This is a genomic window from Pontibacter indicus (genome assembly GCF_900156345.1).
In the GTDB taxonomy this organism is placed as follows: Bacteria; Bacteroidota; Bacteroidia; order Cytophagales; family Hymenobacteraceae; genus Pontibacter; species Pontibacter indicus.
On the sequence record NZ_FTPP01000002.1, the window covers coordinates 73,093 to 85,964 of the forward strand.

12 protein-coding genes are annotated in these 12,872 nt (G+C 49.5%); 2 read left to right on the plus strand and 10 right to left on the minus strand.

Going from position 1 to position 12,872, the window contains the following annotated elements; all coding sequences use genetic code 11:
- The first annotated feature begins 5 nt into the window (after window positions 1–5).
- Window positions 6–1,826 carry an excinuclease ABC subunit UvrC gene (gene uvrC / locus B0B12_RS08960; protein WP_076668023.1) on the plus strand — a complete coding sequence of 607 codons (1,821 nt, stop codon included), beginning with the start codon at window positions 6–8 and terminating at the stop codon, window positions 1,824–1,826.
- Window positions 1,827–2,286: 460 nt separating this feature from the next.
- On the opposite strand, the gene porN is transcribed toward uvrC, so the two are convergent.
- The 9 genes from porN to lipB all read right to left on the minus strand — a co-directional run bounded on the left by porN (window position 2,287) and on the right by lipB (window position 11,217).
- Window positions 2,287–3,144: a type IX secretion system ring subunit PorN/GldN gene (gene porN / locus B0B12_RS08965; RefSeq protein ID WP_076668025.1), complete on the minus strand. Its 858-nt coding sequence runs from the start codon at window positions 3,142–3,144 to the stop codon at window positions 2,287–2,289.
- A gap of 25 nt (window positions 3,145–3,169) precedes the next feature.
- Window positions 3,170–4,768: a type IX secretion system motor protein PorM/GldM gene (gene porM, locus B0B12_RS08970; RefSeq protein ID WP_076668028.1), complete on the minus strand. Its 1,599-nt coding sequence runs from the start codon at window positions 4,766–4,768 to the stop codon at window positions 3,170–3,172.
- Between the two features lie 51 nt (window positions 4,769–4,819).
- Window positions 4,820–5,620, minus strand: a complete 801-nt coding sequence (gene porL / locus B0B12_RS08975; RefSeq protein WP_076668031.1) for a type IX secretion system motor protein PorL/GldL — start codon at window positions 5,618–5,620, stop codon at window positions 4,820–4,822.
- Between the two features lie 76 nt (window positions 5,621–5,696).
- The gene (porK, locus tag B0B12_RS08980; RefSeq protein ID WP_076668034.1) at window positions 5,697–6,716 is read right to left on the minus strand and encodes a T9SS ring complex lipoprotein PorK/GldK; all 1,020 of its coding nucleotides are present in this window, start codon (window positions 6,714–6,716) and stop codon (window positions 5,697–5,699) included.
- Between the two features lie 225 nt (window positions 6,717–6,941).
- Window positions 6,942–7,901: a PorP/SprF family type IX secretion system membrane protein gene (locus tag B0B12_RS08985; protein WP_076668036.1), complete on the minus strand. Its 960-nt coding sequence runs from the start codon at window positions 7,899–7,901 to the stop codon at window positions 6,942–6,944.
- Between the two features lie 143 nt (window positions 7,902–8,044).
- Window positions 8,045–8,836, minus strand: coding sequence for a uroporphyrinogen-III synthase (locus B0B12_RS08990; RefSeq protein ID WP_076668041.1), 792 nt, complete (start codon window positions 8,834–8,836; stop codon window positions 8,045–8,047).
- Between the two features lie 61 nt (window positions 8,837–8,897).
- Window positions 8,898–10,064, minus strand: a complete 1,167-nt coding sequence (locus tag B0B12_RS08995; protein WP_244554655.1) for a DUF4271 domain-containing protein — start codon at window positions 10,062–10,064, stop codon at window positions 8,898–8,900.
- Window positions 10,065–10,095: 31 nt separating this feature from the next.
- Window positions 10,096–10,500 (minus strand): hypothetical protein, encoded by a 405-nt coding sequence (locus tag B0B12_RS09000; RefSeq protein WP_076668044.1) that lies wholly within the window; start codon window positions 10,498–10,500, stop codon window positions 10,096–10,098.
- On the minus strand, window positions 10,501–11,217 hold the full coding sequence (gene lipB, locus B0B12_RS09005; RefSeq protein WP_076668046.1) for a lipoyl(octanoyl) transferase LipB: 717 nt from the start codon (window positions 11,215–11,217) through the stop codon (window positions 10,501–10,503).
- Window positions 11,218–11,386: 169 nt separating this feature from the next.
- Between lipB and B0B12_RS09010 the strand changes: the two genes are divergently transcribed.
- Window positions 11,387–11,749: a YraN family protein gene (locus tag B0B12_RS09010; protein ID WP_076668049.1), complete on the plus strand. Its 363-nt coding sequence runs from the start codon at window positions 11,387–11,389 to the stop codon at window positions 11,747–11,749.
- Here the strand turns inward: B0B12_RS09010 and B0B12_RS09015 are convergent.
- Window positions 11,746–12,645 carry a toxin-antitoxin system YwqK family antitoxin gene (locus B0B12_RS09015; protein WP_076668052.1) on the minus strand — a complete coding sequence of 300 codons (900 nt, stop codon included), beginning with the start codon at window positions 12,643–12,645 and terminating at the stop codon, window positions 11,746–11,748. The two genes, B0B12_RS09010 and B0B12_RS09015, sit on opposite strands and share 4 nt — an antisense overlap.
- Window positions 12,646–12,872 lie beyond the last annotated feature (227 nt).

Sequence of the window (12,872 nt, forward strand, 5' to 3'; positions counted from 1 at the left end):
GAAGCATGGCTGCAAACGAGAAGTTGCGGGAAAAAATATCCCATTTACCACATAAACCGGGCATTTATAAGTTCTTTGATGATGAGGGCATCATCTATGTAGGCAAAGCGATTGATATCAGAAAGCGTGTCAGCTCCTATTTCAATCGCTCTGCCCAGCATAACAAAAAAACGCTTAAGCTCATTTCCAAGATCAAGGACATCGAGTTCACGATTGTGGACACGGAAGCTGATGCCTTTTTGCTGGAGAACAACCTCATCAAGCAGTACCAGCCCAAGTATAACATTCTGCTCAAAGACGGGAAAACCTACCCTTACATCTGCATTGTAAACGAGCGTTTCCCACGTGTCATCAGTACGCGCAACAAGATCAACGATGGCTCACGCTATTTTGGCCCTTATCCCAGCGGCACGACCATGCACATTGTGCTGGACCTGATCCGGACGCTGTACCCATTGCGCACTTGTACTTATAACCTATCGCCGGAGAACATTGCAGCCGGTAAGTTTAAGGTATGCCTAGAGTATCACATCGGTAATTGCAAAGGCCCTTGCGAAGATCTGATCGACGAAACGACTTACAACCAGTATATCTCTCAGATCCGGAATATCTTGTCGGGTAACCTCTCCATCGCGAAGACCTATTTCAAGGAACGCATGGCAGAGGCTGCGGCAGATTACCAGTACGAGCAGGCACACCGCTATAAACAGAAACTAGACCTGTTAGAGGACTATCAGGCCAAATCAACTGTTGTGAGTAACACGCTCTCAAACATTGATGTGTTCACAATTACCTCCAATGAGAAGTGCGCTTTTGTTAACTATCTGAAGGTGATGAACGGCTCCATTATTCAGACGCAGTCGCTGGAGCTGCACAAAAAACTGGATGAAAGTGACGAAGAGCTGCTTGCCACTGTGATTGTACAGCTGCGACATGAGTTTGAGAGTACGTCCCGCGAGATCATCACGAACATCGAGCTTACCCTTCCACTGGACAACATTACCATCACACAGCCTCAAATTGGCGATAAGCGCAAGTTGCTGAATCTCTCACTTAAGAATGCGATGTACCTGCGCAAAGAGCGTGAAGGACGTCAGGAGCAGAATAAGAGCCTGGGTGAGCAGCGCGAAATACGTGTGCTGGAGACACTGAAAAAAGACCTGCGCCTGACAGAGCTGCCTCGCCAGATCGAGTGCTTCGACAACTCCAACTTTCAGGGTGACAATCCGGTTGCCTCGATGGTTTGTTTTAAAAACGGGAAGCCCAGCAAAAAAGACTACCGGCACTTTCATATCAAGTCTGTGGTTGGGCCCAATGACTTTGAGTCGATGTACGAAGTGGTGACACGCCGTTATAAGCGGTTGTTAGATGAGAATCAGCCATTACCTCAACTCATCATCATCGACGGTGGCAAGGGACAGCTGAGCTTTGCCGTGAAGGCGTTGAAAGACCTCGATCTTTGGGGAAAAATTGCGATCGTAGGTATAGCCAAGCGATTGGAGGAGATCTTTTACCCGGGCGACAAGCTTCCGCTTTATATTGATAAGAAATCGGAGTCTCTTAAACTGATTCAGCGTCTGCGCAACGAGGCCCACCGATTTGCCATCACCTTCCACCGCTCCCGCCGTGATGCAGGCACGCTTAAGACTGAATTGACGGACGTGAAAGGTATAGGCCCTACCACTGCTGATGCACTGCTTCAAAAGTACAGATCAGTGAAGAAGCTGAAGGAACTGACATTAGCAGAGTTGACAGAAGAAGTCGGTCAGCGTAAAGCCCACATTCTGTTCGATTACTTTCATGGTGCTTCAGGAGCTGCATCTTAGGTAGGGATGTAGTGAATTTGCTTGGGCATTGCTCTATATTATACCTTGGCTATTCTGACTCAGCATTTTTTCCAACTATCATTTTTCTCTGTATCCTTAAGCGTCAAGAGAAAATATACCTGAAAGTTTTGTCGCTTTCTTGCTTAATGCTGGTCATATTCCTATTGGCAGGCCGAGGTATAAGTTAAGCCTATTGCACTGTCTTTTCTATACCTTATAAAGCAACCTTTACTACAGAAGCCTCCCGTAACTGGATCTTACTATTGCCTTTTATTTCACGGCATATAAGATGATCTAACAAGTACATTCTATTGATCCCTCAAGTCTAGATCGCTGTTATGCTCAGGTATACCATACCTGAATACATCTTTAACTAGAAGATCAAATTAGCAGAATCTGGCTTTAAGCAAAAAAGGGAGATCTTTTCTGATCTCCCTTTTTTATTATGAGTGTTTTGCAATTAGTAGCTCCAGAGGCTGTATTCGTACTCGATCAGCGCTTCAAGTGCTTCCTGAGCAGCTAACAGACCTTTCTTGCCACCACCGTAGATATCGCCCAGAGCACGGTCGCCAGGGTTTGAAATCTTTGTGATGTAAGAACTGAACAGCCACAGATCAAAAGCGTCAGCCAGGTTCTTGTGCTGTGCGTCGTTCTGTGCATTGTACCAGATGGCCGTTTCAGGATTGTTTCTGAAAACTTTTACCAGATCGCTCATCTTAAAGCTACCTACTGTCTGCTCGAAACCAAGTGGGTTAAGGGTAGAAGGTACCTTAATGCTGATCGTTTGTATATCGTGGTACATGCGAGAGCGCTTCTTATCAAATACTACGTTCTCTTTCAGCTCCAGCAAGTATAGCTGCTTTGCAAAATACTCGTTGCTTACAGGACCTGTTTCTTGTGTAGCTGTCGTACCAAGTGCAGCACCCCAGGCATCATCGTCTTCCTCTTCCTGACCAAAACCAGCTGCGATTTCCTCTTCTGTCAACCCACCGCCCATATCTTTGGCAGTCATGTTGGCAAGGAATTCCTCTCTGGATAAGGGCACGTTTACAGAGTCTGTCTTATAGGCCACCAGCTCGCCGCTTTTTACAGCTTCGATCAATACCTTGGTGATCTCTCTGTTTTCAGAAAACAATGGTCTGTTTTGCTTTTCGCGCAAGTCGATCTTACGCCAAACCGTTTTCTTGAACAATACATCAGACTCCGGAATAGGTCTTGCTGATGGATTGCTGGACTGCGTGGTAGACACTTGCTGTGCTACTGCTCCGTAAGAAAGCATCATACCAGCTGCTACACCTATTACTTTGATAAGTTTCATACTCCTTGTAAGCTTCTAATCTTAATTAGTTAAGTGGGATGGTGAAGATACCGTCGCCAGTTGGCTTAGCGTCAACAGGATTTCCCTGGTAGTTCAGACGCTTCACTTCCATTACTTCGATCGTAACACGGTCGCCTTTGGAAGCTTTAGAGGCAAAACGGCTCAAGTCACCAGTTGGACTAGAGAATTCAGCCTGGTCTACTGGGTTAGAACCTCTCACGAGAAACGCTCTCCACTTCGTTACTCTATAACGAGCTTCTTGTGGTAAAAATTGCTTGAAGCCTTCGTCAGAGATCGCCTGTATTTCCACAGCTCTGATGCCTTGCGCTGGCAAACCTCTCTTCTGATCTACTGGTCGGCCATTCACTACCGTCTGCAGAGATGGTCTTGGCACCGGACGAACCTTGAATGTTTCAGAACCAATGGCGTTGCCGCCGCTGCTTACGTTAAGCTTCACCTCAGTAGTCGTTGGGATGATCGTTACCTGACCTTTCTTAGCACCTTTGATGGCAGAACCACCTGTTGCAGAGAAGCTAGGATCGTATACCGCACCCAGTGCAGGAACCTGTACGTTCAGCTCGTTTGCGCAACCCAGGTATAGGGCCTGAACCGCAGCTGACTGTACCTGAATAACCGGCTTTGCTACAATGTACTCTTCTGTCACGTCGAGTACTTCCTGCTCACCGTTCTTATCGATGATTACCTGACCTTTCCAAGTCTGCTTAGAGTTACCATCCGCGTCGTAGTTGTTGGCAGCAGCTGTGAATTCAATCTGGCCTTTACCGTCAACTACGTTGATTGGCTTGCCCTGGAACGTCATTTTTGGCGTGATCGCGTCAGAAGAAGCGGCAATAAACATGTCCGCCTTGTACTTCGTACCGGCAGCTACTGTCTTAGACTCAGCACGTGCCATCGCGAAGATCTTCTCGAACTTGATGATGTCAGCACCTACTCTTTGAGCCAGGTTCTGCAGCGCGTCTGCTTCGTATTTTAGGATCTCAGCTTCCTTCTGAGAAAGTGTTGCCAAAGCAGCTACCAGTGGCGTCGCTTCGAAGTTCAGCTGAGCGAAGTCTTTGTTGCGCTGGCTACGGTCTTTGGCAGCCATTGGGTCAGTCTTACCATCACGGGCCAGAATGTCCGGCATGTTCGGGTTATACTGCTTCATGAACTTCGCGTAGTTGTTCAATCGCTGCTCCAACTCGTAAGCGGCACCGTTTTTAGCACTAGCAGGTCCAATCATGGTGATAGCCACCAGATCTTCAGCACTTGGGTTTGCATAGCCGGTTTTATCTTCGTTCTCTCCACCTGTTTTTTCAATCAGCGTGTTGCGAAGGCCGCGGATATACTCCACCAATTCACTTGTCTCTTTTCTAACAGCGTTAGCGCTCGCCAAAACAGTTTTGTCTTTGTCTCGGTTACCGCCTTCGCTGACCTTGGATTTAATATTCGTTACAACTCCGCTGTTATCTGTTATTGTCTTATCGTTAACGTCCTTAAGACTTTCATCGATAAACTGGAACTTTAACAGGATAGCAGAGTTCACTTGCAGGGCGAGAAGGGCGGTCAGTACCAGGTACATCATACCGATCATCTTCTGCCGTGGTGTCTCTTTTCCTCCAGCCATTTTCTACTTAGTTACTGTTGTTTTCTTGTTGATTTAGGAAATGATGCGCAATTAACCTTTCATGGCTGTCAGCATGTTACCGTACACTGTGTTGAGTGAGTGTAGGTTATGCGTCAGTTTAGAAACCTCTTGCTTGAACTGCTCAGTGTCTTTGCTGGCGTCAGTCAGGTTTTCCATAGCCATGCTCAGGTTTCCGTAGAACTTGTTCATTGCCTTCAGGTGGTTGTTAGCATCCTGAAGCTCCATTTCGTAAACAGCATTCAAAGCACCTAAGTTTCTTGTCATGCTCTGTACTTGTGTGTGATACTCTTGAGTATCGTTAGCTGCAACCGCCATTCTGGAAAGTGCATCTGCTGTTGTAGCGTAAGCCTGTGTGATGCGGCCCAGCTCATTTCCAGCCTCCTGCACGCGCAGACCATACTCGTTTGTAGCAGCAGTAGCCTGGCTCAGGTCAGCCATTTGAGCAGCTGTTTCGCTCAGTCTGTTCAGGCCAAGACCCAGTGAGTTGATTGTGGCTGGCGTGATGTCAGCGTCACGCATCATCTTGTCAAGCTCTTTTGTAACAGAAGGAGAGTTGTTTGAAGCTGTTGCCGGGATAAGCGCCTCACCAGTGTAGTCATCTGCCAGCTGTGGGTATACTCTTGCCCAATCCGGATCGTGTGGCTGTGGCTGAAACGCACTCAGCGCGAAGATAACGGCCTCTGTACCAAGACCTACAATCAGCATGATGTCGGCACCTGGCCAGTGCTGAATTTTAAACAATGCTCCGATAATTACGACTGCGGCACCTAGACCATAGACTTTGGGCATCAACACGTCGTACAAGAAACTGCGACCTCTAGCTTTGCTCATTTTGTTTTCAAAAATTAAATGTGAACGATTGGGTATTAAATTGTTTAGTTTTTAACTGTAAGGATACTTCTGAAGCTTATCTGAACTCTCTGCCTGATGAGCGGCCAAGATAGATCATGGCGTTGCGGAAGCCGATGTATGATCTGGCTGAGTCCTGATATTCGAAGTTACGGGTACCAGTTTCGAGGAAGTATGCAATATCTTTCCAAGAGCCGCCTCTTACTACTTTGCGCGGCTCGTTGTCATCATAATAAACAGGGTTCAAGTCCCAGGTAATCGGAACAGTAGCGTCAGCGTAAGCATCTTCGCACCACTCGGCTACGTTACCTGCCATGTCGTACAGACCAAAGTCGTTCGGGAAGAACTGGGCTACAGGAGCTGTGTAGGTAAAGCCATCGCTGTAGTAGTCGCCACGGCCAGGCTTGAAGTTAGCCAGCAGACAGCCTTTGGCATTGCGCAGGTATGGACCACCCCATGGGTAAGTTGCCATGTCGCGGCCGCCTCTTGCAGCGTACTCCCACTCCGCCTCAGAAGGCAGACGGAACTGTGGCATTGGCGCCATGCCGTTGTCAGCATTGGCCTGGTTTTTATGCTTCGTTCTCCAGTCAGAGAAATACTTGGCGGCAAACCAGTTTACACCCACCACCGGATATTCATCAAATGCCGGGTGAGAGAAATAGTATTCCATCAAGGGGTCACCCATGTGGTAAGTGAAGTCACGCACCCAAACAGTAGTGTCAGGATACAGGCTCGTCATCACGAAATCTTCGCCCAGCACATCGATCGAGTCATTGACCATTACCTCGATAAACTGGCGATACTCGTTGTTCGTAATCTCGGTTTCGTCCATATAGAAGCCACCAATCGTCACCTGCTTGTTCAGGTTCGCCATAGTTGCCGCAATATCCTGATCAGCCTGACCCATATGGAAGGTTCCGCCCGGGCAGGCAACCATGCCGTAAGGTACAGCCTGTGGATTATAGTCTGGTCGATCCTCTGCGCCTACCAGGTCGCCTTGCGGTCCTCTTCTTAACCCACAACTCGCAAGCAGTACCACCGCCAAAGCGAAGGAAGACAGCTTTAATAGTTTGTTCATGATGACTTTGGAAAAAGTAAATTTTTTAGCAATTATTTATGCACACTATTTCTGGTGTAGCAAATATATTGAGAATTAGAAATAAAACAAAAACAATTAAAATTCTCACTTATTAATAATTTACAAACGGTACAATATCAAGAATATTATACCACATACAATTTATTTTAAGTGTATTTTTTCAAGATTACTGCTTTTCAGCGATAAATACAATATCCTGAATATTTATTTTGTGAAATTATAGCGAGGGGTTCGCACTGGAGGCCTGAACCGAACAACTGGCTCAGGTAATCGATAGGAAACCATCACTTCGTGTGATGTAGGGGCTTTGGCCTCTTTATTAAATGTAGTGAGATCTAATGCATATCCTACTCGCAGCGCGTTGTCCTGCAACATCGCTATACCCACAAGCGCACTAACAGCTTCCTGATGCCGAAAATTCAATCCGCCCCAATATTTTTCATCAAATGTTATGCGGGCGCCTGCATCAAACGAAAAGGTCTCTGTATCATGCTTTAAGAGGGCGGTCGGAGTAAGTACCAACTGGTTGGTCAGGGGCAAATGATAGCCACCCGTCAGGTATAGGTGGTTCTCGCCCACCACGCGGCCACTTCCTGTGTTATCTACGTTCATAAACTGGTAGCTCGAGCCCAGCAAATTGGTCACGCCGGCACCGGCATAGAACTGCTCTGACTCATACCACACGCCCGCGCCCATGTCGAATTTGGAGTCGGAACTGTTAAAAGGAATGTTCGGGTCGCCTTCGTCGATGAAGCGGTAGCTACCTTTCTTTATATTATTGAGATTGCTCTGCAGACCAATGCCCAGCTTGCCCTCGCCCACGTTCAGGTGAAACGAGTAGGAGATGGCCGCCTGCTGGATGCGGGTGTTGGCGATCTGGTCCTGCATCAGGGTGATGCCTAAACCGCCCTTTAGAAGACGCACCGGAGTATGGGCTGTCAGGAGCAGGGTGCGTGGCGAACCGCCATCGTCGAACGAAGCGTCGTAGTTCAGCCACTGGTAGCGGTAGATCGATTGGATTTCCGGACGGTTGGTTATACCTGCGTAAGCCGGGCTGATATACATGCCGTTGAAACCGTAGTGGGTAAATTGAGGCTGCTGCTGCGCCCATGAATTCAGGTGGCATACAAACAGCAGCAAAACGGCAGGTATAATCTTTTTCATAGACTGTTGCAGCTAAGCAAACGTGAACTGGACGTTAGTGGGCCAGCGTTGAACCAAATATAGATATTAAACAGTAAAACGCAAAAGCAAGCAGATGGTTGACGCTACTTGCTTTTGCGTTTCACTGTTTTGTCTGGTTCCGTCTATTTCTTCTGGTTCTGGATGTATACCTCAATCGCTCCCGTCATGGAAGGGGCATTCGGCATCGGTGCCTCTATGTCGAGCTCCAGGCCGGCATCGCGCACTGCCTTGGCTGTGGTTGGCCCAAAAGCCGCTATGCGGGTGTTGTTCTGCTTGAAGTTCGGGAAGTTGATGAACAGCGAGCTGATACCGGATGGGCTGAAGAAAGCGATGCAGTCGTAGGTCACATCGTCCAGGTCCGACAGGTCAGCCTCCACCGTTTTGTAAATGATGGCTTCTGTGTGCTTGATCTTGTTCGCTTTCAGGAAGCCCGGGATATCGTCTTTGCGGATGTTGGAGCACGGGTACAGGAAGTTCTCGTTCTTGTGCTTCTTGATCACCTCGAACAGGTCCTTGGCCGTTTTCTCACCCACAAACAGCTTGCGCTTGCGCAGGGTGATGTACTTCTGGAGGTAGTAGGCCGTCTGATCCGAAATACAGAAATACTTCATGTCAGCCGGCATCTCGATTTTGCTTTCCTGGCAAATTCTGAAAAAGTGGTCCACGGCGTTGCGGCTGGTGAAGATCACAGCGGTGTGCGCGAGGATGTCCACCTTGTCTTTGCGGAACTCCTTGAAGGAAACAGGCTCTACTTCGATAAACGCCCTGAAATCTACCTTAATCCCGTATTTTTCTGCTATAGAGAGATAAGGCGAGTTGTCGGTAGTAGGCTGTGGTTGCGTTACGAGTATGCTCCTGATCGGGATTTTGTGTCTTTCAGGATTTGCCCAAGCCTTTTCTTTACTTTCAGCCATAGAGTATGGAAGTCTGTTTTTATAATATTAGCCTTCTGCCGAAACCGTCTATTTTGTGTTTTTAAAAGTTAAACACGATAAACTTCAGCATAATGGTCAGCGGAATCACTTCTGTGGCGCAAAGGTAAGAAAATAAATGCAAATTTATCACAGATGTCTGCCTATTTACTGTCACAAACACGCGAATAACCGTGATTACCAGCAGCAAAAGCACCGCCATGCTCGAAACCGTGAGTACGGTGTCGGGCGCCACATGGTTGAGCGACAGGTATAGCAGCATGACCACAGGCAAAAAGAGGCCCAGAAACAGCAGAGAGCGCAGAAACTCACTGAATTGAACCTGCACGATCTCCTCCAGTCCGAAGATAAAGCCCATTACTTTCAGGAAAAAGTACTTTAACAGGACGACCGCAAAGATCAGCAAGGTATAGAATAATATCTTGGTCGTGATATCGGCCTCCGACACCGGAAAAAGGCGGTTGAAGATGCGCACGTGTTGCACGTTGGTATGAATGGCCGCAATCAGCAGCGCCATGGACATGGAGAAGGCCACGATAAAGAGCACACTGGACCAGGTACTAAGCGGTTTGGCCAGAATGCCCTCTTCCAGCGACCTTGTGCGCCAGAAGGACTGCGCCCCGAACACTGCCTGAAAGTCGGAGGGGAACGTGGTTTTGAGCCCACCGTAGAGCAGCCCGATCAGCAGCATGAAAATGATGAACGCATTCTGGTTGACGTACTCCCGCAGTCGCACCGAGAAACTCCCCTGCATCGTTTCGTTGTCGGCCCGCTCTGTCTGCACGCGGTTGCGGAAAGAGGCCACATTGGGGTGCTGCGACGGATGCCACACCGACAGCAGGTAGCGCCCGTTCACCGGCTTAACCCGATTGTGCCACGTGGCCAGGTCGAAGGTATAGGTAGAGGTGGAGTCTGCCGTGAAGATGAGCTGGTTGTTCAGGAAAAGGCACAGATCCTTGGGAGCCGTAAACTCGATCACAAAGGGCTTGGCAGGCGCCATGGTCACCCATTGGTGTACCGCACTGTAGCCGCCGTGCAGGTTGGTGGCATAGGGCACCAGATTAGTGGAGCCGGCGTCGTACACCTGCCAGTTGCCGTTCAGGGTGTTCTTCTGCTCCAGCGGCAGCACCTGGGCCTGCAGCGACCCGGCCAGTGCTAAAAGCAGCAGCAACAGCCCGAAGCTATACCTTATGCGGTTGGTGATATGCACGGTCAGGGTGAAAATTTAGGGTAGCTATACCTTAAGAATGCAGCACGCCCTGCATTTGCAGCATGCTGATGTCGATGAGGTGCTCATCGGTGATCGAGTCGGGCACGAACACAAAGCGCTTGTCGTAGATCTTGCCGTCGATGTAATAGCTCACCCAGTACTCGTTGTTGAGCTTGAAAACCGACGGGTCGATCACTTCTACCTGCACAAAGCTTTTGGCCTCCACGTGCTCAAACATGTGGCGCAGCACGGAGGTCTTCACCTCCTCGTCCTTTATCATGCCATAGCCCTTGGAGGTAACGAACACATTGTCGAGCGGCACGTTGTTGTTGTTGATCAGGTACACGTTCCAGGTGCGCTCCTCCGGCGACTCGCCTGTGTAAGCGATGGCCACGGCCACACCCTGAACCGGGGTGAAATCTATATCCTTCTTCATTTAGTCTTTTGTAATGCTTGCCTCGAAAAGGGTAGCCAGGTGGCCCAGGAGTTTTCCCTCCACTTCGGCCATCGGCAATTCGCGGCCCAGCTCTTTGGCAAGCGACGTTACCTGCTTATCGGTAATGCCGCAGGGCACGATGTTATTAAAATAGTCTAAGTCGGTGTTGATGTTGAACGCAAAGCCGTGCATGGTAACCCAGCGGCTGCACTTCACGCCCATGGCGCAGATCTTGCGCGGGTTCTTTTGTTCCACGTGGTCCAGCCACACACCCGTAAGGCCAGGTATACGGCCGGCCTCTATCCCGTAGTCTGCCAGGGTGAGGATAATCGCCTCTTCCAGAAAACGCAGGTACTTGTGGATGTCGGTAAAGAAGTTGTCCAGGTCCAGGATCGGGTAGCCGACGATCTGCCCCGGGCCGTGGTAGGTGATGTCGCCGCCGCGGTTGATCTTGTAGAAGGTGGCGCCCTTGGCTTTCAAGCCTTCTTCGTTGATAAGCAGATTAGACTCGTGCCCGCTTTTACCCAGGGTATAGACGTGCGGGTGCGAGCAGAACAGCAAGTAGTTGGGCGTCGTTTCCTGCTCCTCGGGAGCTGCCGTGCGGTTGCGAGCCTTCCTGTCCAGTATACCTGTAAAGAGCTTGTCCTGGTAATCCCAGGCTTCTTTGTAGTCGATCAGCCCCAGGTGCTCAAATTGTATGGTCTTGTTCTGTGACACGTCTTTTCTCCCTTCTTGTCAGGTATAGCGTATGACTGTTCGTTATGCCGGCCGAGCGGCTATACCCTTAATTTTAGACAAAGATACGGCCGTGTGCGGGCATACGCAAACAACAGCCGCACCAGCTACAGATAAAACCGACTGCCGCCAATATAAGTTTAAGTCTCTTATGACGACTCCGCAAGCATCCCATCTCTCTACCGGCGCCAACGGCGAAGACCTGGCCTGCGAACTGCTGTACCAGAAAGGCTACCGCATTCTGCAACGCAACCTGCGCATGGGCAAAGCCGAGCTCGACATCATTGCCCGCCAGAACGGAGTGCTGGTGTTTGTGGAAGTGAAAACCCGAACCAACGACGAATTTGGCTATCCGGAGGAGTTTGTGAACCGCCGCAAGCAGCGCATGATCCTCAATGCGGCCGATGCTTATATCCTAAAGATTGGCTGGCAGGAAGACATCCGCTTCGACATCATCGCCGTCACGATGAGCAACCCGCCGGAGCTATTCCACATCGAGGACGCTTTTCATTAGCGGCTCGAAGCCCGCTTGTCCAGCTTGTCTTTCTCGTATATGAGGGTGCCGTGGCGGTCGTACTGCTTCACCAGCACTGGCTCTGCCTTTGGCTCGTAGGGGGTTTTAGGGTACTGGTACTCGTACTGGCGGCGGGCCCTGAAATCGAAGTGCTTCACCCAAAGGCCTACTTTGCGCCCCTTTTGGTACTGCCCCATCCACTCAAGCTGCCCGTTTTCGTAGAAGCGATAGTACGTGCCTTGTACTTCCCCGTAGGCATAGGGTATCACTTCTTTTATCTTTTTGGTGCCATTGTAGTACTTCACCACGGCATCGCGCAGAAAACCCTTCTCGAAGTGTTCCTTGGCTAGCAGTATGCCCTCGCGGTTGTAGCGCTCCCAGCGCAGGTGCTTGGTACCGACATAAAAGTAACCTTCTTCGATCACCTCGCCGGCCTGCTCTTTTTTGTAAGGGCCGTGCAGTACTTTGTGCTGGTCGGGGTTGAGTTCGCTGCGGGTTTTGTAGAGTTTGCGACGTTTGGTATCGTAGTAGTATTTCTCAGGTGCGTAGGGGTCTGGCTGCTGGAACTCGACCAGGTAACTGAAGGTCTCGATCACCTCGCGGGGGCCACGGGCACCTGTCTTCACAAAGCCGCGGGCCACTCTGTCGCCCATGAAGTAGCGTTTGTCGGCTTTCTTCTTGCGCTTTTTGGGCTGCTTTTCTTCTATATCCGACGAATCACCTACCTGCACGATAGGCTTGGCGGTATCGGCCAGCGCGATGGCCCCGGCTTTGGCGCTCTGTTTTTCGGCGTTCCGGCTCAGGTTGTAGTCGCTGTTGTAGACACGGGGCTTACAGGCAGCCACACCCAGCACCACAGACAAAACAAACCCGACAAGATAGAGCGTGTGCCTCATATGTTTTCGTTCAGATAAATGAGCCTCTGTTGTTTCCAAAAAGCTATACCTTGTTTTAAGGTAACGTAAATATGCAGATAAATCATATACCTGCCAAGAACCGGCCTTGCAGGTATAGCCCCTATAACTTTAAGCCCGTCGCCTTAGTTCACCCAAAGCCCCTCAAAACAAAAAGCGACACCCAGCCGGGCGCCGCTTTTTACTGTTAAGTGTAATTATGAAAAGTA